Below are 22587 nucleotides of genomic sequence, written 5' to 3' on the forward strand. Positions count from 1 at the left end.
CCGCCTCAGCCCTTCTTTTGCGGCTTTTCGCCCACCGGCCCGCCCGAGCCTTTCCAGCCGCCGAACCCGTCGGTGATGTGCATCACGTTTTCCAGCCCCATTTCCTGCGCGACCCGCGCCGACAGGGCCGAGCGCCAGCCCGAGGCGCAATAGAACACGAACTTGTCGCCGGTCTGGAATTGCGGCTTGGCATAGGGGCTTTCGGGATCGATCCAGAATTCCAGCATACCCCGCGGGCAGTGAAAGGCGCCGGGGATCATGCCCTCGCGCTCAAGCTCGCGCGGGTCGCGTAGATCGACGAAGGTGACACCCTCTTGCCCGTGCAGGTCCAGAAGCTCGGCAGCGGGGGCGTGGGCGACGACCTCGTTGGCTTCGGCCACCATCTCTTTGACGCGTTTCATGCGGGTCTCCCTGTTTCAACGTCAGGCAAACACGGGAAAAAACGATGCGCAAGGGGGATTGGAAAGGCTTCGTTTACGCTTCTGTGTCCAGATATTCCACAGCGCGAGGCCCTGCGCCCGGGCTTCGGTACGGTCTGGCTGTTCCCTGTTCCAGTTCTCCCATGAGTCGCCTCCATGCTTGCGTTGCTTCCCATCCGACTGGCGCTGGCGCCGATCACCCTGACTCAGGCCTTGGCCAGTTGGCGCCGTCTCACCCGGCTGCCACCCGTCCCCGGTGCACGACAGGGGGTCGTCGGTTCCGGCCCCGCGCTACGTCTATTCATCCTCGGCGATGGCGCCGCGGCGGGACTGGGCGCGCCCTCGCTCGAGCAATCCTTTGCCGGCTATCTGGTCGCCGATCTGGCACGCGACTTCACCGTGCACTGGCGGGTCGAGGCGCGGCTCATGGCGACCTCGGCACAGGCCCTGCGCCACCTGCGCGCGCTTGATCTGGGGCGCATCGATGTCGCCGTCACCGCGCTGGGCATCGCCGACATGCGCAGACAGGTCTCGCCGCGCCGTTTCCGCAACCAGCAGCGCGCGATTGCGCAGCTTCTGCTTGATCATGGCGCAAGGCAGATCTGGCGCACCGGCCTGCCGCCCGTCGAACGCCTGCCCCACCTGCCGCAACCCTGGCGGATGATGCTGGCGATCCATGCCCGCGCGCTGGACAAGGTGCTGGAGCAGGACACCCATCCGCCGATCTACCGCTTGCCCTACGACCAGGCGCTGCTGCGGCCTGATCTGCGCACCTCCGACCGTCTCGTGCCCTCGACGGCGGCCTATGCCGAGTGGGCGCGGCGTCAGGCGCGCGAGATCCGGCTTCGGGTCTGACACGCCCTTTCCGCCGCAGCTGCTTCGCGCTATCACCGGCGCAAAGCAAAAGGCGAGATCATGGCCGACAAAGCCGAATCCAGACCCGAGAAGAAAAAGCGCGCGCAGCAGGTTTTCACCCTGCTGGTGCAGGTCGGCCGCAAAGAGGGCGATGGCCTGCCCGAGGGCAGCACCGGCGCGGGGCTTTTGTGCTATGCCTCGGGCGTGGACGAAGCCGAGGCGGTGCGCGAAACCGTGGCGATCCTGAAACAGGCCGATCTGGCGCCCCTGGATGTCACCGGCTACGGCACGCTGGATGACCGGCTGGCACAGGGCGACGAGATCGACCCCGAGGAACGCGCCCTGATGCAGCGCGCGCTCGAGGAAAACGCGGTGATCGTCGCGCAGATGACGCCGTTCGACGACTGAGCGCGCTCAGCCGGTCATGAACCGCGCGCGCAACGGGCCGCTGGCCGCTCCCAGCGCACGGCCCTGCGGCCCGATCGATCCCTCGCGCAGCTCGGGCATCTCCAGCCCGCGCAGCAGCCCGTCGTCACCCGGCGCGGCCAGCGCCGCGCGCACGCGCGCCACCAGCGCCCCGCGCAGGTCAGCGGGCATCCAGCCGTCCAGAATCACCAGGGGCAGGTCCAGCACCGCCACCGCCGCCCGTATCGCCTGCGCGATGGCGGGGGCGGCACGGGCCAGCCACGCCTCGGCCAGGGGCGCAGGCAGGGCCCAGCCTTCGGGCGTCTCCCACAGCGCGCTGCCATCGAGGCCCGCCTCCCACAGCGCGCGCTCCAGCCCGCTCAGCGAGGCCAGCGCGATCAGTTGTCGCATCTGCCCCGCCCCGTCGCGCACCGGCATGGATCCCAGCGCGCCGGCAAGCCCCCGGGCGCCGGTGTAAAGCCGTCCGTCCAGCACGATCCCGCCGCCGATATAGAATCCCATGTGAATGTGCAGGAAATCGCGCGCGTCCCGATGCCTGCCGAAGGTCAGCTCGGCCCCGCAGGCCGCGTTCGCGTCGTTGTGCAGCGTGACCGGAAAGGGCAGCGCGGCGCCCAGCTCGGCGGCGATGTCCCGCTCGGCCCAGTCCCGCAGCCGGGTTGCGGCGCCATCTGCGGCCTCGGGCCAGTCCCACACCCGGTCGGGCAGGGCGATCCCCAGCCCGGCGATTCGCGCATGCTCGGCCTCGGGCAGATCCGCGCTGATCGCGGCCAGCGATTCGTGCGCGAATCGCAACACCGCGTCGACATCCGGCGCAGCATGGCGCGCGCTGCGCCGGGCAAGGCAGGTGCCCAGAAAGTCGATCAGCACCATCTCGACCGCGCGCCGCCCGATTCGCAGCCCGAAGAACAGCGCTCCGCGCGGCGCCAGCGCCATCGGCACCGAGGGCTGTCCCACCCGCCCGCGCTGCGGCGCCTCGCGCGTGAGCAGCCCCTCGGCTTCAAGCGCCCGCATGATGACCGACACGCTTTGCGCTGACAGGCCGGTCAGGCGGGTGATTTCGGATTTCGCAAGCGGCCCCTGACGCCGGATCAGCGTCAGCACCAGCCGCTCGTTGCGCGCGCGCATCCCGGTCTGGTTGGTGCCCGGGGCAGGGGGCGGCGGCGCATCATCCATCGGGCTGACCATCCTGTGTGTCGGTCAAGGCAGGATGCCGCGCGCACGGGCAGGGGTCAATAATTGCTCAACAAGAGTGAATTATTCGACAAACAGCTCCGCCGGCGCCGAAAAACGGCCTATCCGGTGCGCCTTCCGCGCCCTGTCCACGATGAAGGGGAAGGGTGGTGCTGCAAGCGAGGATTGAACTCGCGACCTCTCCCTTACCAAGGGAGTGCTCTACCACTGAGCTACTGCAGCGTTGCCACGGGCGGCTGAATAGACGCATCCCGCGCCCCGCGCAAGCCCCATCTGGACATTATTTCACCCGGCGCTAAGACAGACCCATGACCAAGCGCGATCCCGAACAGAACCCCGCTGCCGACGGCTTCGACGGCGCCCGCCGCGTGGCCTCGGTCAAAGGCACCAAGGGCGATGCCGCGAAAGAGGCGCGCGTGAAAGCCGCGCTCAAGGCGAATATCGCCAAACGCAAGGCGCAGGCGAAGCTGCGCGGCGATACAGATCCCGCCGAGGAAAAGGACAAGCCATGACCGATGCCCGTTTCGAAGACGGGGACGACGCACCGCTGCGGCTGATTGCCCGCGATGCCGAGGATCTCAACGTGATCTCGACGCTGGTGCAGGATTCGGTGCTGACCGGCGCCGATCTGCGCTACAGCAAGGCGCGCCGCCGTTTCACCCTGCTGCTCAACCGTTTCCGCTGGGAAGACGAATCACGCGCCAAGGCGTCGGGCCGCCGGGTCGAACGGGTGCGCAGCCTGCTCGATCTCAGCGATGTCACCGCCGTGGCCCATCAGGGCCTGACGCGCGACAGCGACACCGTGCTGTCGCTCCTGTCGGTCGATTACACGCCCGACGCGCCGGTCGAAGCGGGCGAGCCCGCCGGTCCGGGCCGCGTGGTCCTGACCTTCGCGGGCGACGGGGCGTTGCAACTGACCGTCGAATGTCTCGAGGTCGAGCTCAGCGACGTCACGCGGCCCTATGCCGCGCCCTCGGGCCATGTCCCGCACCATCCCGACTGAGCCCGCCCGCCCGCTTGCCCATCGCCCGCCGATCCCCTATCGCTGCGCCATACGCGCACAGGAGATCGCCATGCCCCAGTTTCTGAACAGCCAGAATCCCGGTTTCGAGGCTGATTTCACCCATCTTCTGGGCATGAAGCGCGAAGACAGCGCCGATGTGGATGCCATCGTCGCGGGGATCATCGAGGATGTGCGCGCCCGCGGCGACGACGCGCTGATCGAGCTGACGTCGAAATTCGACCGGCTCGATCTCACGCCCGAAACGCTGGCTTTCTCCGAGGCCGAGATCGACGCTTTCTGCGCGCAGGTCACGCCCGAGGACCGCGCCGCGCTCGAACTCGCCGCCGCGCGCATCCGCGCCTATCACGAACGCCAGACGCCCGAAGACGCGCGCTGGACCGAAGCCTCGGGCGCCGAACTCGGCTGGCGCTGGTCGGCCGTGGCCGCGGCGGGGCTCTATGTGCCCGGTGGGCAGGCGAGCTATCCGTCCTCGGTGCTGATGAACGCCATTCCCGCCAAGGTCGCAGGCGTCGGGCGGCTTGTGGTCGTCTGCCCGACGCCGGGCGGCGCTGTGAACCCGCTCGTGGTGCTGGCCGCGAAACTGTCGGGCGTCGACACGATCTACCGCGTGGGCGGCGCGCAGGCCGTGGCAGCGCTGGCCTATGGCACGCAGACCATTGCCCCCGTCGACAAGATCACCGGCCCCGGCAATGCCTTCGTTGCCGCCGCCAAGCGCCGGGTCTTCGGGCGCGTCGGGATCGACATGATCGCCGGGCCCTCGGAAATCCTCGTGATCGGTGACGGCACCGGCGATCCCGACTGGATCGCGCTCGACCTGCTCAGCCAGGCGGAACACGATCAGGTCGCGCAATCCGTTCTCATCACCACCTCGCAGGCCGAGGCCGACGCGGTCACACAGGCGGTGGAGCGCCACCTTGAAACGCTCGAGCGGCGCGACATTGCCGGGGCCAGCTGGCGCGATTACGGCGCGGTCATCGTGGTCGGCACGCTCGAAGAGGCCGCGACCCTCTCCAACCGCATGGCGCCCGAGCATCTGGAACTCTGCGTCGATGACCCCGAGGCCCTTCTGCCGCAGATCCGCCATGCCGGGGCGATCTTCCTGGGCCACTGGACGCCCGAGGCGATCGGAGACTATGTCGGCGGCCCCAACCACGTCCTGCCGACCGCCCGTTCGGCGCGGTTCTCGTCGGGGCTGAGCGTGCTCGATTTCATGAAACGGACGACGCTGGCGCGGATGACGCCCGATGCGCTGCGCGCCATCGGCCCGGCGGCGGAACGGCTGGCCATCAGCGAGAGCCTCCAGGCCCACGGCCTCAGTGTGCGCGCCCGTCTCGACAAGCTCAACGACTGAACGGGCACGCCCGCCGCCCTTTTCATCTTTGTTCCGCAAATATCCTCGGGAGGATTTTCAAGGAGGGTGGAAAACCCTCCTTGAAGCGGGGGGCCCGGGGGGCGGCAGCCCCCCGGTCTTTCTGATAGCGGCGGGGCGGCAGCCCCCCGGTCTTTCTGATAGCGGCGGGGCGGCAGCCCCCCGGTCTTTCTGATAGCGGCGGGGCGGCAGCCCCCCGGTCTTTCTGATAGCGGCGGGGCGGCAGCCCCCCGGTCTTTCTGATAGCGGCGGGGCGGCAGCCCCCCGGTCTTTCTGATAGCGGCGGGGCGGCAGCCCCCCGGTCTCCCAGTGAAAACTTAACCGGCGCGGTGGGTCAAAGCCGCCCGCCTTCCAGCAGCCGCTCCAGGAACTGGCGCGTGCGCGGGTGCTCGGGCGCGTTGAACAGCTGCGCGGGCGCGGCCTCTTCAACGATCCGGCCACCATCCAGGAAACATACCCGGTCGGCCAGATCACGCGCGAAACCCATTTCGTGGGTGACGATCACCATCGTCAGCCCGCGCGCCTTCAGGCTGCGGATGGCCTCCATCACCTCGCCCACCAGCTCGGGATCCAGCGCCGCCGTCACCTCGTCGAGCAGCAGCACCTCGGGTTGCCCGGCCAGCGCGCGGGCCAGTGCCACGCGCTGTTGCTGGCCACCCGAAAGCTGCTCGGGATAGGCGCGCGCGAAGCGTTCCATGCCGAACAGCGCCAGCGTTTCCAGCGCCTGCTCCTCGGCCTGCGCGCGGGACTGGCGCAGCACCTTGCGCGGTGCCAGCGTGATGTTGTCGATCACCCGCATATGCGGGAACAGGTTGTAGCTCTGGAACACGATGCCCACGCGCTGCTGCAGCCCGGTGCGGCCCCAGCCCGGATCGGTGACGGTGCGGCCGTCGATGCGGATCTCGCCCCAGTCGGGCTCGATCAGCCGGTTGATGCAGCGCAGAAGCGTGGACTTGCCCGAGCCCGAGGCGCCGATCAGGCAGACGACCTCGTGTCGCGCCACGTCCAGATCGACCCGGTCGAGCACCAGGCTGGAGCCGAAATACTTGGTCAGCGCGCGGATCTCGATCATGTTTCCTCGGCCATCTGCAGGCGGCGCTTGCGGTCGCGATGCGTGATCCAGTCGGCCAGACGCGCCATCGGGATGGTGGCCAGCAGAAACAGCAGTGCCGCCACCACCAGCGAGGAATAGTTGAACGTGCTGGCGGTGTAGATCTGCGCCTCGCGCACCGCGTCGCGCACGCCGATCACGCTGAGCAGCGCCACGTCCTTTTGCAGGGCCACGACGATGTTCATCAGGGACGGCACGGCGTTGCGCAGGGCCTGCGGCAGGATCGCGTAGAGCATCACCTGACCCTCGTTCAGCCCCAGCGCTCGCGCGGCCGAGCGCTGGCCTTCATGGACCGCGTCGATGCCTGAGCGGTAGATCTCGCACACATAGGCCGAATAGCTCAGCACCATGGCCACGCCGCCCCAGAACAGGCCGGAACTGGGCAGGCCGGCGATGCGCAAAGCGGGGATGCCGAAGCCGAACAGGATCACCAGCAACAGCGCGGGCAGGCCCCGGAAGATGTCGACATAGAGCATCACCATCAGCCGGAAGGGCGCGAACCACGGCCCCCGGAGCGAGCGCACCACCGCCAGAACCAGCGCCCAGAGCGCGATGCAGGCCATGGCGATCAGCCAGACCTGCAGATTGGTCAGGAAGCCCTGCGCGACGCGGGGCAGGGCGGCCAGCATGTGATCGACGGAAAAGAACTGCCGCTGGATGCGCGGCCAGTTTTCGTTCTGCGTGATCAGCCAGGTCAGCGTGCCGAACACGGCCAGGATGCTTGCCGCGCTGATCAGCCCCGGCAGGAAGGCGCGGCGCCAGTCGAAGCCCCGCCGCCGGGGTGGCGGCGGGGGCGTGGTCGGTTGGTCGGGGATCATCCGGGATCTGCTTCGCGCTTATTCCGAGATAACCGGCAGGTCGGGATCGGCGACCAGCCAGGTCTGCACCAGCTCTTCGACGGTGCCCGAGGCGATCACTTCCGACAGCGCCGCATCGACCCAGGGGATCAGCGGGCTGCCCTGTTCGAACAAGAGGCCGTGGCCCTCGTCGCCCCCGTCGGGCGGCAGGATCGCGGTGATCGAGGCTTCGGGGATCTGCACGGCGGTGGCGAACAGCGCCGTGGGGATGGCGGCGACGGTGGCGTCGATCTGGCCCGCCTGCATCGCCTGGAACACGCCGACCTGATCGTCATAGACCATCACACCGTCGACGCCGACGACGTTTTCCAGATAGGCCAGATCCGTCGTGCCGATCGCCGCGCCCCAGCGCGCCTCGCGCAGATCGGCGAAGCTTTCGGCGCCGGTCACCGGCGAGCCGGGCAGCGCGATCACCGCCTTGTCGGACTGGTAATAGACTTGGCTGAAACCCACCACCTCGGCCCGCGCGGGGGTGACCGAGACCTGGTTGATGGCAAAGTCGAACGGCTTGTCCCCGGGCGCGATGATCTGCTCGAAGGTCATGCGGACCCATTGCACCTGATCGCGTTCGAACCCCATCTGCTCGGCCAGCGCGTAGACCAGCGCGTTTTCGAACCCCTCGCCGCTTTCGGGCGAATCGTTCATCATCCAGGGCGGATAGACCGGGTCCGAGGTTCCGACCGTCAGCATGCCGGGCTGGACCAGGCGCGGATCGTCGGGGGTGCCGGTCGTTTCTTGCGCCATGGCGGGAAGGGTGAGGCTCATAGCGGCCAGCGTAGCGGCGGCGGCGATGCGAAGGACGGATCTGCGGTCGGACATCTGGGTCACGGACTCCCTGTTGGCCCCCGGTTGAGCCGGGATGCGGTGATCGATGGCGCAAGCTTTGCGCCCCCGCGCGCGTTAGGCAAGGGAAAGCGTGACGGAAAGGGGGAAGGGGCAGGGCGGGGAAAACGGGTCCGCCACGGCGCGGGGCATCGTCGCCGAGCGGGCTCAGGATTCAGTCGGCGGTTTCAGTCGGCGTCCGGCGCAGTGGGGGCGATCTCGGGTGCGGGCATCGGGTCGGTGCCGCAGAACATGTCGTACATCAGCCCGATCGTGCGCGCCGCGCGGGGATCGCCCAGCGTGTAATAGATCGTCTTGCCCTCGCGCCGGCAGGTCACCAGCCCTTCCAGCCGAAGCCGCGCCAGTTGCTGGCTGACCGCGGCCTGCCGCGAGCCCAGCAGCTGCTCGAGCTCGGTCACCGATTTCTCGCCCGAGGACAGATAGCACAGGATCAGCAGCCGCCCCTCATGCGCCAGCGCCTTGAGAAAGGCGGCCGCGGCCTGCGCCTGCTCGACCATGTCGTCCACGGGGCGCAGGGCGCAGTCGGTTTGCGTCGGCACATCCGACATATTCGGGCTTTCGAGCGTGTTTGCGTTTGAAGCGATGCTCATTCACGCAACTCCGGTGAGTTTTGAATGCAAGGATTGCGATCTGTACGAAAGAGATAGGGGCACGAGCGTGATCCGGCAAGTCCTTAACATGCAAAAGGGCGCACAGTTGTGACACTGTGCGCCCTTCGCTGAGATTTTGGGCGGTCGCGACCGGACGGGCGCCCGGATGCGACCCGACCGGGATCAGGCGTCTTCGTCTTCGTCCGAAGCGGCACCGATTTCGTCGAACAGCTCCTGGATCTCGAATTCGGCCTCGGCTTCTTCCTCGGCGGCGAGTTCCTGGATCGACTTGCCCGACGCCTGCAGTTCGGCCTCTTCGGGCGAGCGGGCGACGTTCACGGTGATCTCGGCGGTGACTTCCGGGTGCAGCGTCACGGTCAGCGTGTGCAGGCCCAGCGTCTTGATCGGCGCGGTCAGGACAACCTGACGGCGGTCGATCGAGAAACCATCGGCGGTGGCGGCATCGGCGGCGTCACGCGGGGTGACCGAACCGTAAAGCGCGCCGCTGTCCGAAGCCGAGCGGATGATGACGTAGGTCGTGCCATCCAGCTTCTCGGCCAGCGCTTCGGCTTCCTTCTTGGTTTCCAGGTTGCGCGCTTCGAGCTGCGCTTTCTGGTCCTCGAAGGCGACCTTGTTGGCGTCGGTGGCGCGCAGAGCCTTGCCCTGCGGCAGCAGGAAGTTGCGGGCGAAACCGTCGCGAACCTTCACGACGTCGCCCATCTGGCCCAGCTTGGCCACGCGTTCGAGCAGAATCACTTGCATGGTTCTATCCTCACTTCACGGCGTAGGGCAGCAGGGCGAGGAAGCGCGCGCGCTTGATGGCACGGGCCAGTTCGCGCTGCTTCTTCGCCGAAACGGCGGTGATGCGGGCGGGGACGATCTTGCCGCGCTCGGAAACGTAGCGCTGCAGAAGACGGGTGTCCTTGTAATCGATCGCGGGCGCGTTATCGCCCGAGAACGGGCAGACCTTGCGGCGGCGGAAGAACGGCTTGGTGGCCATGGGGTGTTACTCCTGTCTGACCTGAATCAACGGCGACGGTCGCCGCGGTCACCGCGGTCGTCACGCTTCTGCATCTGCACCGAGGGGCCGTCTTCGTGCTTGTCGACCTTGATCGACAGGACGCGCATGACGTCGTCGTGCAGGCGGGCCAGACGTTCCATTTCCTGAATCGCGGCCGACGGGGCGTCGGTGCGCAGGTACATGTAGTGGCCCTTGCGGTTCTTGTTGATCTTGTAGGCCATCGTCTTGACACCCCAGTATTCGGTGCCGACGATGCTGCCGCCGTTGTCGGAGACCACGGTCGAGAAATGCTCGATCAGGCCTTCCGCCTGCGCGTTGGACAAATCCTGACGCGCGATCATGACATGCTCGTAGAGAGGCATGCGTGCTCCATTTCTATCGGGGCGCATTTCATAAGGCGGACCTGTGATACCCTGCCGCGGCCCGCCCACGAGAGTCTGCGCCGGAATCGTGGATGCAGCAGGATGGGGCCTTATAGCCGGATTGCGGCGCGGCGCAACCCCGCATGCGCCGGGCTACGGGGGCGATCCCGCGAAACCCTTGACCGATAAGCTTTACGGGTTAAACATTAACCATAGCACTCGGCAAAGACCATGAACGGATTGTGGGGGTCCATCATGTGGACACGGATGCTCGATACCTATCTGAAGTCACTGGTGCGCATCGGCGCGCTGACGCTGCGCTTGCCCGACGGGCTGAGCTATCGCTACGGCCCCGGCGGCGAGGGCGCGCCGGATGTCACCGTCACCATCAAGGATGAAGCGACGCTGCGCTCGCTCGCGCTCAACCCGCACCTGACGCTGGGCGAGGCCTATATGGACCAGACGCTGGTCATCGATGGCGATGACCTGCACGGGCTTCTGGAACTGGCGATGCGCAACATCTCAGCGGGGGCGGATTCGGCGCTGAACCGGCTGCAGGGCGCGGTGCGCACGGCGCTGACGGCGGCGATCCGGCGCAATCCGATTGCCAAGTCGAAAGAGAATGTCGCGCATCACTACGATCTGTCGGGCGTGCTGTACGATCTGTTCCTCGATGAAGACCGGCAATATTCCTGCGGCTATTTCCTGACGCCCGAGGACGGTCTGGAAGCAGCGCAGCGTCAGAAAAAGGCGCATATCGCGGCCAAACTGCTGCTGAAGCCGGGGATGAAGGTGTTGGATATCGGATGCGGCTGGGGCGGCATGGCGTTGACGCTGGCGCGCGATCACGGTGCCGAGGTGCTGGGCGTCACGCTGTCCGAGGAACAGCTGAAGATCGCCCGCGCCCGCGCGCAGGAGGCCGGGCTTGCGGACCGGGTGCGGTTCGAGCTGATGGATTACCGCGCGGTGACCGGGCAATTCGACCGCGTCGTCTCGGTCGGCATGTTCGAGCATGTGGGCGCGGCCCATTACACCACGTATTTTGCTAAAGTGCGCGACTTGCTAAAGCCCGATGGCGTGGCGCTGATCCACACGATCGGGCGTTTCACCCCGCCTGGCGCCAGCAATCCGTGGATCACCAAGTACATCTTCCCGGGCGGCCATATCCCCGCGCTGTCCGAGATCATGGAGCCTGTCGAGAAGCTCGACCTCGTGCCCACGGATGTCGAGATCTGGCGGATGCACTACGCCTATACGCTGCGCCACTGGCATGACCGTTTCATGGCAAGGCGCGACGAGGCGGCGGCGCTCTATGACGAGCGGTTCGTGCGGATGTGGCGGTTCTATCTGGTAGCCAGCGAGCAGAGTTTCCGCTGGTACGGTCAGGGCGTGTTCCAATTGCAGATCGCGCGCGACCAGAACGCGGTGCCGCTGACGCGCGACTATCTCGCGGGGAAGGCGGCCAGCGCCGCGAATGTCGCCGAGGCTGCCGAATAGGCGGCTCTCGCGGGATTGGCGCCGGTATGGTCCGGTTTTTTTGGCAGGGAAAGCAGGGCGGATGTGCCGGGCGCGGGGGAAGGCGAAGCGGGGGCCGGGCCTCGCGTCCGGCTCGCCTTGTGCGGCGTGACGACAGGCGGGAAGGGGGCGACGCGGACAGGGCGAGGCGGTGACGTCCGCTCCGAGCGTCGGGTTCGGCTTTCGCGTTGCTTCCACGAAGCCTTCTGGCGCGTGGCCCCTGCCCGGATTCCGGCGTCGCATATTCAGACGAGACAGCCCGAAAGCCAGAGAGCGGGGGCCGATGCGACCGGCGGTGGTCGAAACAGGCCCGTCGGCACACATGCGGGAGCACATAGGTTGGCATGTCGTCGCGTTCTTTGGTGCCTCTCGCCAGCCGGGTTCGCAAGCGGGCCAGACAGGGCTGCAGACTGCAGATCCGACGGGGTCGCCTTGGCCCACGGGGCCAGGCCTTTGCGCTTCCCGCCCGTTTACCCCGCGAAGCGGTCTGGTCGTGCGATGCTTCGGGGCACGGGTCGTCTGGCGGGGCTCTCCTTGCGCGGTGCATCAGGCTCGCCTGTGCTGCGGGCTCAGGTCTTTCGCGATCCGACCTGACCCAATGCGAGCCCCATCCCAAGCGTATGCCCAAAGCCCCGATCGCGCCTCCGTATAAGCCACAGGCCTCCTCACGGCCAAAGGCGCCGTTGCGAAGAACGCGCTGCCCCGGTCGGTGTTGACCCGAGCGTGCCGTGTGGAATTTCCCGGACCCCGGGGTCAGTCGGCCGAGCGATAGGCCAGCCGCAGCCCGCCCCAATGGCGGCCGCGCAGGGTGATGGGGGCCGAGACGTCCTTCATCAGGACAAACGCGCCATTCCCCATGTCGCGGCGATAGGCCTGCAGGCAGAAGGGCTCGGTGCTGCGCCCGGCGGCAAGCCCGACGCGGTCGTCGAAGATCCGCCGGTTGCGGCTATGGGCCATGTTCCAGTCCCGGTGGCCCGGACGCTGGGGATGCGAGAATCGGGCGTTGTGCGTGGGCAGGTATCCGTTGCGGTCGACCGCCGCGCAGAACACCACGCGCGGCGACAGGTCCAGCATCGGTTCCTGAACGGGCGGAAGCAGCCGGTCGGTCAGCGCAGTGAAACGGGTGGTGACCTGTGGCGGGTCGCTGCCCGGGACCGGGACATAGCGGGTGTCGAACAGGTCCCCGATCCCGATCTGTCCCTGCGCCAGCGCGGACTCGAAGGCGTCTTCGATGCGACGTGCGGCGGCTTGTACGGCGCGGATGAAGGGGGTGTCTTCGGTCTCGACCCCGAGGCGCGCGAAATCGGCGGTCAGGCGCTGGGCGGTGGCCAGGATACCGTCGAAGCCGCGATGGACCCCGTCCACCCCCGCCTGCGCCTTGCGCGCCGAACCGTCGAGCCAGGCAATGCTGCGCTCGACCTGGGCGATGGCGGCGGCGGTGTCCTGGCGCGCGTCGTCGATGCGCGATTGCTGCTGATCCACCTCGGCGATGGCGCTGTCGATGCCCGTCATCACCCCCGCGAACGAGGTCGCCTGTCCCTGCATCTGCCCCGTTCGCCGCAGAACGGCGGCATTGGTGGCGGCGATCTGCTGCGCCGAGCCGCGCAGATGTTCGAGCGTGCTGCCGATTTCGTCCGTGGCGGCGGCGGTGCGCTCGGACATCGCCTTGACCTCTTGCGCGACGACCATGAAGCCGCGCCCGGCAGGCCCCGCGCGCGCCGCCTCGACCTGCGCGTTCAGAGCCAGGAGATTGATCATCTGCGCGACCGAGGCGATGTCCTCGGCCACGCGGCGCACCCGGTCCAGCGCATGCGACAACCCGTCGACGCAGGTTTCCAGGCTGTCGACTTCGCGGGCCAGCGCGCCGACATCCGCCATCACCTGCCCGAACTGGTCCTGCGCGGCGCGGCTGCGGGTGCGGGCGTCGCGCGTGGCCTCGGTCGCGGCGCCGGTGGCGGTTTCCACCGCGCGCGCGCCTTCGCCCATGCGCTGGGCTTCGCCGCGCAGGGTGTCGAACGTGGCCACCTGTGCCGCCAGTTCCCCGGCCACGGCATCGGAATGCCCCTGCGCATCGGCGAGAAGCTCGGTCAGTCGACCGGCGACCTGCGCCAGGGCAGCGATGGCAGTCGGGTCCGAAGGCGGACCGGTGGGCGGAGCCATGGAGGGCGCGGCGGAGTCTGCGCGGGCGGAAGGCTGGGTCGTGTCACGCATGGTCGATCCGCCATCGGTTTCGGGTCGCGTGGCGCGGCGGAAGGCCGCCGGTGCCGGGAAGCGGGACGGGAACCCAACACGGCGTTGCGCTGTCCCCGTTGCATCGTTATGCGGTCTGAAGCGTTAAAGGGAGGTTTCCAATGAGCAAAGCCCTCGTCTTTCCGGGCCAAGGGGCGCAATCGATCGGCATGGGCCGCGATCTGGCGCAGGCCTATCCCGCCGCGAAAGCGGTGTTCGACGAGGTCGACGAGGCGCTGGGCCAGTCGCTGTCCTCGTTGATCTGGGAGGGCGACGCGGCCGAGCTGACGCTGACCGCCAATGCCCAGCCCGCGCTGATGGCGACCTCGCTCGCCGCGATGCGCGCGCTTGAGGCCGAGGGTTTCGCGGTGACCGACGCGGCCTTTGTCGCCGGCCACAGCCTGGGCGAATACTCGGCCCTTGCGGCCGCGGGCGCGCTGAGCGTGGCCGATACCGCGCGGCTTCTGCGCATCCGGGGCGAGGCGATGCAGACGGCGGTGCCGGTCGGCATGGGCGCCATGGCGGCGCTTCTGGGACTTGATTTCGCCACCGCGACCGAGGTCGCCTCGGAAGCGGCGCAGGGCGAGATCTGCCAGGCGGCGAACGACAACGATCCCGCGCAGGTGGTCGTGTCGGGCCACAAGGCGGCGGTCGAACGCGCGGTCGAGCTGGCCAAGGCGCGTGGCGCCAAGCGGGCGGTGATGCTGCCGGTCTCGGCGCCTTTCCATTGCGCGCTGATGCAGCCCGCCGCCGAGGCGATGGCCGAGGCGCTGGCGGGCGTGACCATCGCGGCGCCGGCGGTGCCGGTCGTCGCCAATGTGCGTGCCGAGGCGGTCAGCGATCCCGACACGATCCGCGCGCTGCTGGTCGAGCAGGTGACGGGTTCCGTGCGCTGGCGGGAATCGGTGATCTGGATGCTGGCGCAGGGTGTCGACACGTTTTGGGAAGTGGGCGCGGGCAAGGCCCTGTCGGGGATGATCAAGCGCATCGAGCGCGGCGCCAATCTGGCCGCCGTGGGGACGCCCGCCGATATCGCCGCGTTGAAGGGCTGAGCGGGGCAGGGGGGCTGTCTGCCCCCCTCGGCGCTGACGCGCCTCACCCCCCGAGGATATTTGTGGAACAAAGAGGGGCGCGGCGTCCGCAAGGGACGTGCCCCTTTTTCTCCCTGCGGCTTCACGACTGCTTCAGGGCGCGCGAAAAGGCTTGACGATACAGGGCGCGCGGCCTCGGATACCGGGATGCGCGCGCTGATCTTTCTCTGTGTCCTGATTGCCGGTTGCGGTCGTCCGCTGACCGCGCCCGAGGCCGATCTGGCGGCGCGGCTGTTCGGGCCGGGGCTGGACCCGGCGCCGGTGCGGATCGTCGAGAACGGGCTCGTGGGTCTGCGCAGCCATGTCTTCCCGGTCCGACCGCGCACCACCTGCCGCGAGCGCATCCTGCCGCCCGCCGAGGGGCCTGTATCCGAGGCGCGCGGCGCGGGCGTGGTGCTGGGCAACCGGATGCAGATCCGGCCTGACCTGTTTCGCGAGGATTATCTGCGCCGCGAGGGCGAGGCGGGCGCCGTGTCGCTGGGCGCGGCGATGTTCCTGGCGCATGAGCTGACGCATGTCTGGCAGCACCAGAACCGCGCGCGCACCGGCTATTCGCTGTGGCGCGTCGGGCGCGAACACGTGGCGCTGGAGGATCCCTATCTCTTCGACACCGATGTCGATTCAGACGCTGCCGAGGGCGCGCGGTTTCTGGATTACGGCTACGAGCAGCAGGCGAGCCTTGTCGAGGAATATGTCTGCTGCGAAGCGCTCGATCCGGAAGGCGCGCGCACGGCGCGGCTGCGCGCGCTTCTGAGCCAGGAAATGGCGGTGGGCGATCTGCCGTCGGGGCCGGTCTCGCTGCCATGGCGCGGGGTCGAGCGGCGCGGGATCTGCGGTTGACGCGGGCTTGACCTGCACAGGCGGGCCGGGCGTGCTAGAGTAAGACGAAGCATTCGACAGGCAGCGAGGCAGACATGGACCGTCGCACTTTCTTCACCGCTCTGACCGGCGCAGGTCTGGGACTGGGGGGTGCCTTGGGGCTGGGCGCGGGCGCGCTGCAGGCCCAGAGCAACCGTCAGGAGCGGATCGGCGAGCGCTATCCCGTGCGCGTGCGCGACGGGGGCGGGGCCGTGCTCTTGCACCAGATGCTGGTCACGGACGGGACACGGGCTTTGGTGCTCGACTGGCCCTCGGGCGGGCTTCTGTTTCCGGAGGACCGGGTCGATCTGTCCGGCGTGCCGGGCGTGGGCGGCGTGTTCCGCACGCCGTTCCGGCGCCGCTGGGTCGAGGCGCGGCCGCTCGCGCCCGTCAGCATGATCGGGCAGATCGGGCTTCTGATGGCGCGGCTGCCGGACCTGTCGGGGCTGAGCGGGCGCGGCGTGACGCTGGGGGTCGAGGATGTCAGCTGGGATCTGTCCGGCGCGCTGCGCCCCGGCAACCCGCCGATGATGCCGCGCATCGCCGCGCGCGATGTGGGGGCGATGCGGCTGGGCGCGGATGGCCGGGTGCTGGTGCATCTGCCGCAGATGTACGCCCTGACCTGAGCCTGCCGGGGGGAAGGATGGAGCGACGCAAGGGCCAGTCCGATCCCGACGAGGAACGCGCGCGCGCCGAACGGGCGCGCCGGCTGGGGCAGGGCGCCCGGGTGCCGGTTCAGGCCCAGTTCGACGGAGCCGTCTGGGAAATCACCCATCTGGTGATGACCGACGGCGAGAGCGCTTTGTCGCTCGACTGGGAGGGGCCGCTTCTGTTGCATGACGAAGAACGCGCGGACCTGTCCGAGCTTGGCCCCGCGGCGGGGCTGTTCCGCCAGCCCTTCAAGGCGCGCTGGGCCGAGGGCGTGCATATCGGCTTTTCCAGGATCGCTCCCTCGGCCCGGACGCTGATCGCTCTGGTGGGCGATCTGCGCGGCCTGGCCGGGCGGTCGGTAACGCTGTCCTGCGACGGCGTGGGCTGGGACCTTCCCGGCAGGCTGGCGCCGGGCGGTCTGCCCGTCGATCCGGTCCGCGACGAAGAGGCGCGCATGGCGGGCGGCGTCAAGCTGGGCGCGGACGGACGCGTGCTGATGTCGTTCCTGCGCGTCTACCGGATGCGCTGATCCCGATGGAAGACCCGCCGAACTGTGCGCTCTGCGGGCGGCCGATCCCCGCGGACGTCCCGCAATCGCTGCATCATCTGGTGCCGAAGCTGAAGGGCGGGAAGAACGGGCCGACGGTTCTGTTGCACCATATCTGCCACAAGGAGATCCACGCCACGCTGAGCGAGGCGGAACTGGCGCGGGATTACGCGACGCCCGAAGCCTTGCGGGCGCATCCCCGGCTGGCGAAATTCATCGCTTGGGTGTCGAAACGCCCGCCCGGTTTCCTGTCGCGAGTGCCGTCGAAACGTCGCGCTCGACAGCGCTGAGCGCGCGCGCTAAAGGCGCGACATGGATTGGGATGACGAACTCGATGCGCAGGGGCTGCTGTGCCCGCTGCCGGTGCTCAGGGCGCGCAAGCGGCTGATGGCGATGGCGCCCGGGGCGGTATTGCGCGTGGTGGCGACGGACCGGGCCTCGGTCGTGGACATGCCGCATTTCTGCGCGCAGGAGGGGCATACCTATCTGGGCTGCGACGAGATGGGCGAGACGCTGGCGCATATCATCCGGCGCGGAGAGGCCAGACCGTCGTAAGCGCCGTGCGCAACAGGTCCTCGTGCCCGAGGCCGAGGATCCAGCCTTCCTCGCGGATGCGCGAATCGGGCCCTGTATCGGGCCCTGTATCGGGCCCCGTCTCGAGCAGCGGCGCGAGCGAGGGCAGCGCGGCCAGCGCCTGCGCCAGCGCGCGGACCTGCACCTGATCCTTGACCAGCCCGGGCGCCATGCGCGCCGCAACCTCGGCGGCCAGAAGCGAGGGAAAGACCTCGGCCAGGATCACCGGGCGGGTGAGCGGCTCGAAGGGCCAGACGGCGATTTGGCCCGGAAAGGCCGCGCGCAGCCGTTGCAGCATGGGAATGCCCGTCAGGGCCTGCGAGCCGACCGAGCCCGCGCCGCCCAGTTTCCACGGCGATTGGGCCCCCTTGGCCTGCCCGTCGCAGAGCCGGTGCTCGGCAAAGCCGTGGCCGTCGCGGGTGCGTCCCTTGCGCGGCAGATGGGCAAGATCCTCGCGCGCGGCGTTGAACCAGAAGGGACCGGTGCCGGGCAGGCGCGCATTGATCGCATCCCCCAGCGCGAATCGGTTCGAGCGGTTGTCGGGGCCGTCCTGCAGGTGGCGCGCCAGCCAGTCCCAGATCGCCAGAGGATCGTCGCGCCCGGTCAGTGCGCGGGCGAAACCCACCGGATAGGCGAAAGGGAAATCGGCGCCGATCAGCAGCGTCCTGCCCTCTGTCAGCGTGTCGTCGATCAGGGCGGCGCAGGCGTCGAACGCGGCCTGCCGGGTGGGCAGGTTTTGCGTCGTACCATCCTCGCGGCCCATCCAGATCGAATCCTTGCCCCGCCGCGGCGTGTTGGCGGCGGACCAGTCGAGAATGGCGACGCGGTCCGGTGTCACGTCCAGATCTCGGCCTGACGCAGATCCGCCGGGGTGTTGACGTTGAAGAACGGGTCAGGCGTCGCGTCGAAGGCGATCTCGGCGGCGTTCTGCGACGCGGCGAAGCGCATCGCCCGGCGTTCGTCCTGTGCCAGTTGCGCGCGCAGGGCGTGGCGGGCCTCGACAGGCCAGAGGCCGATCACCGGATGCGCCCGCCCGCCGCTGGCCGCGATGGCGGCGGGTGCGGGGCCGAGCCGTGCGACGAGGTCATCGGGCAGGAAGGGCGTGTCGCCCGGCACGCTCAGAAGCCGTGCATGGCCCTGTTCCGCCGCCCAGTCGAGCCCGGCCAGGATCCCCGCCAGCGGCCCGGGCTGATCGGGCAGGCTGTCGGGCAGGACCGGCAGGCCGAAGACCGCAAACCGCGCGGGGTCGCCATTGGCGTTGAGCGCCAGCGCATCGACCTGCGGCGCGATGCGGGCGATGACGCGCGCCAGCAGGCTCTGCCCGTTCAGCATCAGCAGCGGCTTGTCCCCGCCGCCCATCCGGCTGGCCTGTCCGCCGGCAAGGATCACCGCTGCGACCATCCTCTCCCTTTCCCCTGTGGCGCGTGCAGGCTATCAGGGTATCGTCCTGTCACAAGAGGCGCCGATGTCATCCCTCGCTTATGTTTCCGGAACCGCGCGCGGCCAGACCGACCGCCTGCTGGCCGAAATCGCCGCCACGCTGGGCGCCGAGGGCTGGGCGCTGGCGGGCGTGGTGCAGCTCAACACCGACCGTCCGGGGCGCCGGGATTGCGACATGGACCTGCGGGTGCTGGGCCGCCCCGAGGTGATCCGCATCAGCCAGAATCTGGGCGCCGAATCGTCGGGCTGCCGGCTGGACCCCGACGGGCTGGAAACCGCCGTGGCGCTGGTCGAGCGGGAACTGGCCGGAACGCCGCGCCTGCTGATCCTCAACAAGTTCGGCAAGGCCGAGATCGAGGGACGTGGCTTTCGCGCCCTGATCGGCGAGGCGCTGGCGCGGGGCATTCCCGTTCTCCTGGGCGTCAAGCCGCTGAACATGCCGGGTTTTGAAGACTTCGCGCAGGGCATGGCCGAAGCGCTTCCGCCCGAACCCGGCGCCCTCCTCGACTGGGCGCGCGCGCAGGCGCATGCGGCGCTCTGACCGTTCGGCCATCTTCTGTCGGCGCAACCCTTGACCTTCCACTAACTGGAAGCGTCATATGGGTCAGGACCAGATGGAGGTCCCGATGAGCCCGACCCAGTTAACCCCGCCCCAGACCACCCAGACGCTGCGCGTCGAGGGCATGAGCTGCGCCGCCTGCACCGGCCGCGTCGAGCGGATGCTCGCGCGCGAAGAGGGCGTGAGCGGCGTGCGCGCCAACCTGATGACCGGCATGGTCGCGGTGGATGGCCCCGCCGAACCCGCCAAGCTGGCCGAACGACTCACCGCTTTGGGTTTCACCGCCGCCGAGGATGTCACCCGGCTGGCCATCACCGGCATGACCTGCGCCAGCTGCGTGGGCCGCGTCGAGCGCGTGCTGCAGGCGCTGCCCGGCGTCACGCAGGCCAGCGTCAACCTGGCCGACGAAACCGCACTGGTGCGCCATTACGCCCTGGCGGGCCTGCCCGAACGCATGATCGAGGCGGTGCGCGCCGCGGGCTACGAGGCCCGCATCGCCACCGAAACCAGCCGCGAGGATCTGGCGGCGCACAAGGAAGAGGCGATCCACCAATTGGCCCGCGCGGTGCTGCTGGCCGCATTGCTGACGCTGCCGGTCTTCGTGGCCGAGATGGGCGGGCATCTCTATCCGCCGTTCCACCACTGGCTGCACGGGCTGGTGGGCCAGCAGGCGCTGTGGCTGGGCCAGTTCGTGCTGACGACACTAGTGCTGTTCGGTCCCGGCTGGCGCTTTTTCCGCGCGGGCGTTCCGGCGCTGCTGCACGGCGCGCCCGACATGAATTCACTGGTGGTGATGGGGGCAAGCGCGGCTTGGGGCTATTCGACCATCGCCACTTTCGCACCGTCGCTGCTGCCCGAAGCGTCGCGCGCGGTCTATTTCGAAGCCGCCGCCGTGATCGTCACGCTGATCCTGCTGGGGCGCTATCTGGAAGCGCGCGCCAAGGGGCGGACCGGGGCCGCCATCGCCAAGCTGGTCGGGCTGCAGCCCCGCACCGCGCGGGTCGAACGCGACGGCGTGACCGAGGACCGGCCGATTGCCGAGATCCGGCCCGGCGACCTCTTGCACCTGCGCCCCGGTGAACGGGTGGCGGTCGACGGCACGGTCGTCGCGGGGCATTCGTGGCTCGATGAAAGCATGCTCACGGGCGAGCCGGTGCCGGTCGAGAAGACCGAAGGCGCGGCGCTGACCGCGGGCACGGTCAACGGACAGGCAGCGCTGAGCTACCGCGCCGAGCGGGTGGGCGCCGACACGATGCTCGCCCGGATCATCCGCATGGTCGAAGAGGCGCAGGGCGCGAAGCTGCCGATTCAGGCCGCCGTCGACCGCGTGACGCGTGTTTTCGTGCCGGTTGTGATGGGCATCGCGGCGCTGACCTTCGCCGCGTGGATGATCTGGGGCCCGGGGCTGGGCGAGGCCGTGGTCGCCGCCGTCGCCGTGCTGATCATCGCCTGCCCCTGCGCGATGGGGCTGGCGACGCCGACCTCGATCATGGTGGGCACCGGGCGCGGCGCCGAGCTGGGCGTGCTGTTCCGGCGGGGCGACGCGTTGCAGGCCCTGCACGAGGTCGATCTGGTCGCCTTCGACAAGACCGGCACGCTGACCGAGGGACGCCCCGATCTGGTCGCCATCCATACCGCGCCGGGCGTGGACGAGGCCGAAGCGCTGGCGCTGGCCGCTGCCGCCGAAAGCGGCTCGGAACACCCGATCGCGGGCGCCATCCTGCGCGCCGCCGACGCGCGCGGGCTGAGCGTCTCGCCCGCCAGCGGCGTCGCGGCGATCCCGGGCTTCGGGCTGCAGGCTCAGGTCGGGGACCGCGCGCTGTTGCTGGGCGCGGCCTGGCTGATGGCACGCGAAGGGATCGAGACCGGCGATCTGGCCACGCTCGCCGAAACGCAGGCGGGGCAGGGGCAGACGCCGCTGTTCCTCGCCGCCGATGGCAGGCTGCTGGCGCTGTTGCTGGTGGCCGACCGGGTCAAACCGACGACCAGGCCGGCGATCGACGCGCTGCACGCGATGGGGATCGGCACGGCGATGATCACCGGCGATGCCGCGCCGACCGCGAAGGCCATCGCCGGCGCTCTGGGCATCGACCGGGTCGAGGCCGAGATCCTGCCCGACGGCAAGGTCGCGGCGCTCGAGGCCCTGCGGCAGGGCGGCGCGAAAGTGGCCTTCGTGGGCGACGGGATCAACGATGCGCCCGCGCTGGCGGCGGCGGATGTCGGGCTCGCCATCGGCACCGGCACCGATGTCGCGGTGGAAGCGGCGGAAGTGGTGCTGATGTCGGGAGACCTGCGCGGCGTGGTCAACGCGCTGCACCTGTCGCGCGCGGTGATGCGGAACATCCGCCAGAACCTGTTCTGGGCCTTTGCCTATAACACGGCGCTGATCCCGGTCGCGGCGGGGGCTTTGTACCCGGCTTTCGGCCTGACCCTGTCGCCGATGCTGGGCGCGGGCGCGATGGCGCTGTCCTCGCTTTTCGTTCTCACCAATGCGCTGCGCCTCAAGGCGCTGCGCCCCCGGATGGAGGCCAACCTGTGACGAACGCAATGGAAACGGGCATGAATATCGGACAGGCGGCGAAAGCCTCGGGCCTGCCCGCGAAGACCATCCGCTATTACGAGGATATCGGTCTGATCGCGCCGAAGCGCGACTCGAACGGCTATCGCAGCTTCCGCGAGGGCGAGATCCACCGGCTCGCCTTTCTCAACCGCGCGCGGGGGCTCGGCTTTTCGATCGAGGATTGCCGCGCCTTGCTGGGCCTCTACGACGACGCCTCCCGCGCCTCCGAGGACGTGAGACGGCTGGCGGCGGAACATCTCGACCGTATCGACGCGCGCATCGCCGAGTTGCAGGAAATGCGGGCCACCGTGGCAGGGCTCGTCGATAGCTGCGCGGGCGACGGCCGGCCGGATTGCCCGATCCTCGACGATCTTGCGACCGGGCCGCTGAGCCGCCACGCCACGCGCAGCCGCCGCTGATACCCGCGTCGCGCCCGTGGCGACGCGTGGCCAAGGGGGGCTGTCTGCCCCCCTTGGATCCCCCCGAGGATATTTAT

27 protein-coding genes and 1 tRNA gene are annotated in these 22587 nt (G+C 68.9%); 15 read left to right on the top strand and 13 right to left on the bottom strand.

Going from position 1 to position 22587, the window contains the following annotated elements; genetic code table 11:
• Positions 1–5 precede the first annotated feature (5 nt).
• The gene (locus tag C4N9_RS10580; RefSeq protein ID WP_109533303.1) at positions 6–401 is read right to left on the bottom strand and encodes a rhodanese-like domain-containing protein; all 396 of its coding nucleotides are present in this window, start codon (positions 399–401) and stop codon (positions 6–8) included.
• 174 nt (positions 402–575) lie between these two features.
• Here C4N9_RS10580 and C4N9_RS10585 point away from each other — a divergent pair, with 174 nt between their 5' ends.
• Positions 576–1274 (top strand): GDSL-type esterase/lipase family protein, encoded by a 699-nt coding sequence (locus tag C4N9_RS10585; protein WP_109533304.1) that lies wholly within the window; start codon positions 576–578, stop codon positions 1272–1274.
• 60 nt (positions 1275–1334) lie between these two features.
• Positions 1335–1682: a hypothetical protein gene (locus tag C4N9_RS10590; protein WP_109533305.1), complete on the top strand. Its 348-nt coding sequence runs from the start codon at positions 1335–1337 to the stop codon at positions 1680–1682.
• A gap of 6 nt (positions 1683–1688) precedes the next feature.
• Here C4N9_RS10590 and C4N9_RS10595 read toward each other — a convergent pair whose 3' ends face one another.
• Together C4N9_RS10595 and C4N9_RS10600 are read right to left on the bottom strand one after the other, a co-directional pair.
• Positions 1689–2873 carry an ROK family transcriptional regulator gene (locus C4N9_RS10595; protein WP_245902517.1) on the bottom strand — a complete coding sequence of 395 codons (1185 nt, stop codon included), beginning with the start codon at positions 2871–2873 and terminating at the stop codon, positions 1689–1691.
• Between the two features lie 165 nt (positions 2874–3038).
• A tRNA-Thr gene (locus C4N9_RS10600) sits at positions 3039–3113 on the bottom strand.
• A gap of 86 nt (positions 3114–3199) precedes the next feature.
• Here C4N9_RS10600 and C4N9_RS10605 point away from each other — a divergent pair.
• The 3 genes from C4N9_RS10605 to hisD all read left to right on the top strand — a co-directional run bounded on the left by C4N9_RS10605 (position 3200) and on the right by hisD (position 5266).
• The gene (locus C4N9_RS10605) at positions 3200–3403 is read left to right on the top strand and encodes a hypothetical protein (RefSeq protein WP_109533307.1); all 204 of its coding nucleotides are present in this window, start codon (positions 3200–3202) and stop codon (positions 3401–3403) included.
• Positions 3400–3894: a DUF2948 family protein gene (locus C4N9_RS10610; protein WP_109533308.1), complete on the top strand. Its 495-nt coding sequence runs from the start codon at positions 3400–3402 to the stop codon at positions 3892–3894. The genes C4N9_RS10605 and C4N9_RS10610 overlap by 4 nt, the downstream gene beginning before the upstream one ends.
• A gap of 70 nt (positions 3895–3964) precedes the next feature.
• A complete protein-coding gene (gene hisD, locus C4N9_RS10615; protein ID WP_109533309.1) occupies positions 3965–5266 on the top strand; it encodes a histidinol dehydrogenase in 1302 nt (433 codons plus the stop codon).
• A 352-nt stretch (positions 5267–5618) separates the two neighbouring features.
• On the opposite strand, the gene C4N9_RS10620 is transcribed toward hisD, so the two are convergent.
• The 7 genes from C4N9_RS10620 to rpsF form a co-directional block, all read right to left on the bottom strand.
• Complete coding sequence (locus tag C4N9_RS10620) at positions 5619–6356, bottom strand: amino acid ABC transporter ATP-binding protein (protein WP_109533310.1); 738 nt, start codon at positions 6354–6356, stop codon at positions 5619–5621.
• Positions 6353–7213: an amino acid ABC transporter permease gene (locus C4N9_RS10625; RefSeq protein ID WP_109533311.1), complete on the bottom strand. Its 861-nt coding sequence runs from the start codon at positions 7211–7213 to the stop codon at positions 6353–6355. Before C4N9_RS10625 ends, C4N9_RS10620 begins: the two co-directional genes overlap by 4 nt.
• Before the next feature lie 18 nt (positions 7214–7231).
• Positions 7232–8071, bottom strand: a complete 840-nt coding sequence (locus C4N9_RS10630; protein WP_109533312.1) for a substrate-binding periplasmic protein — start codon at positions 8069–8071, stop codon at positions 7232–7234.
• 191 nt (positions 8072–8262) lie between these two features.
• Entirely contained in the window at positions 8263–8643 is a 381-nt protein-coding gene (locus C4N9_RS10635; RefSeq protein WP_109533591.1) for an ArsR/SmtB family transcription factor, read from the bottom strand.
• A gap of 225 nt (positions 8644–8868) precedes the next feature.
• Positions 8869–9447, bottom strand: a complete 579-nt coding sequence (gene rplI / locus C4N9_RS10640; protein WP_109533313.1) for a 50S ribosomal protein L9 — start codon at positions 9445–9447, stop codon at positions 8869–8871.
• A gap of 10 nt (positions 9448–9457) precedes the next feature.
• Complete coding sequence (gene rpsR / locus C4N9_RS10645; RefSeq protein WP_109533314.1) at positions 9458–9685, bottom strand: 30S ribosomal protein S18; 228 nt, start codon at positions 9683–9685, stop codon at positions 9458–9460.
• A gap of 26 nt (positions 9686–9711) precedes the next feature.
• Positions 9712–10068 (bottom strand): 30S ribosomal protein S6, encoded by a 357-nt coding sequence (gene rpsF, locus C4N9_RS10650; RefSeq protein ID WP_109533315.1) that lies wholly within the window; start codon positions 10066–10068, stop codon positions 9712–9714.
• A gap of 231 nt (positions 10069–10299) precedes the next feature.
• Between rpsF and C4N9_RS10655 the strand changes: the two genes are divergently transcribed.
• Complete coding sequence (locus C4N9_RS10655) at positions 10300–11565, top strand: class I SAM-dependent methyltransferase (protein WP_342748797.1); 1266 nt, start codon at positions 10300–10302, stop codon at positions 11563–11565.
• 771 nt (positions 11566–12336) lie between these two features.
• Here C4N9_RS10655 and C4N9_RS10660 read toward each other — a convergent pair.
• Positions 12337–13743 (bottom strand): methyl-accepting chemotaxis protein, encoded by a 1407-nt coding sequence (locus tag C4N9_RS10660; protein WP_168192203.1) that lies wholly within the window; start codon positions 13741–13743, stop codon positions 12337–12339.
• A gap of 191 nt (positions 13744–13934) precedes the next feature.
• Between C4N9_RS10660 and fabD the strand changes: the two genes are divergently transcribed.
• From fabD to C4N9_RS10690, 6 genes are all read left to right on the top strand, one after another.
• On the top strand, positions 13935–14864 hold the full coding sequence (gene fabD, locus C4N9_RS10665; RefSeq protein ID WP_109533318.1) for an ACP S-malonyltransferase: 930 nt from the start codon (positions 13935–13937) through the stop codon (positions 14862–14864).
• 186 nt (positions 14865–15050) lie between these two features.
• Positions 15051–15743: a hypothetical protein gene (locus C4N9_RS10670; RefSeq protein ID WP_109533319.1), complete on the top strand. Its 693-nt coding sequence runs from the start codon at positions 15051–15053 to the stop codon at positions 15741–15743.
• Between the two features lie 74 nt (positions 15744–15817).
• Complete coding sequence (locus C4N9_RS10675; protein WP_109533320.1) at positions 15818–16387, top strand: hypothetical protein; 570 nt, start codon at positions 15818–15820, stop codon at positions 16385–16387.
• Between the two features lie 17 nt (positions 16388–16404).
• Positions 16405–16941, top strand: coding sequence for a hypothetical protein (locus C4N9_RS10680; RefSeq protein WP_109533321.1), 537 nt, complete (start codon positions 16405–16407; stop codon positions 16939–16941).
• 5 nt (positions 16942–16946) lie between these two features.
• Positions 16947–17249 carry an HNH endonuclease gene (locus tag C4N9_RS10685; RefSeq protein WP_109533322.1) on the top strand — a complete coding sequence of 101 codons (303 nt, stop codon included), beginning with the start codon at positions 16947–16949 and terminating at the stop codon, positions 17247–17249.
• 22 nt (positions 17250–17271) lie between these two features.
• Positions 17272–17514: a sulfurtransferase TusA family protein gene (locus C4N9_RS10690; protein ID WP_109533323.1), complete on the top strand. Its 243-nt coding sequence runs from the start codon at positions 17272–17274 to the stop codon at positions 17512–17514.
• Here C4N9_RS10690 and C4N9_RS21905 read toward each other — a convergent pair.
• A complete protein-coding gene (locus C4N9_RS21905; protein ID WP_109533324.1) occupies positions 17483–18370 on the bottom strand; it encodes a molybdopterin guanine dinucleotide synthesis in 888 nt (295 codons plus the stop codon). The genes C4N9_RS10690 and C4N9_RS21905 overlap by 32 nt on opposite strands.
• The gene (gene mobA / locus C4N9_RS10700) at positions 18367–18933 is read right to left on the bottom strand and encodes a molybdenum cofactor guanylyltransferase MobA (protein WP_109533325.1); all 567 of its coding nucleotides are present in this window, start codon (positions 18931–18933) and stop codon (positions 18367–18369) included. Before mobA ends, C4N9_RS21905 begins: the two co-directional genes overlap by 4 nt.
• Before the next feature lie 64 nt (positions 18934–18997).
• On the opposite strand from mobA, the gene C4N9_RS10705 reads away from it, so the two are divergent.
• The 3 genes from C4N9_RS10705 (at position 18998) to cueR (ending at position 22510) form a co-directional block, all read left to right on the top strand.
• Positions 18998–19513, top strand: a complete 516-nt coding sequence (locus tag C4N9_RS10705; RefSeq protein ID WP_109533326.1) for a DUF2478 domain-containing protein — start codon at positions 18998–19000, stop codon at positions 19511–19513.
• An 85-nt stretch (positions 19514–19598) separates the two neighbouring features.
• A complete protein-coding gene (locus C4N9_RS10710) occupies positions 19599–22070 on the top strand; it encodes a heavy metal translocating P-type ATPase (protein WP_109533592.1) in 2472 nt (823 codons plus the stop codon).
• Positions 22071–22090: 20 nt separating this feature from the next.
• Entirely contained in the window at positions 22091–22510 is a 420-nt protein-coding gene (gene cueR, locus C4N9_RS10715) for a Cu(I)-responsive transcriptional regulator (RefSeq protein WP_109533593.1), read from the top strand.
• The last annotated feature ends 77 nt before the right edge of the window (positions 22511–22587 follow it).

It is taken from the genome of Pararhodobacter marinus (genome assembly GCF_003122215.1).
Lineage (GTDB): Bacteria > Pseudomonadota > Alphaproteobacteria > Rhodobacterales > Rhodobacteraceae > Pararhodobacter > Pararhodobacter marinus.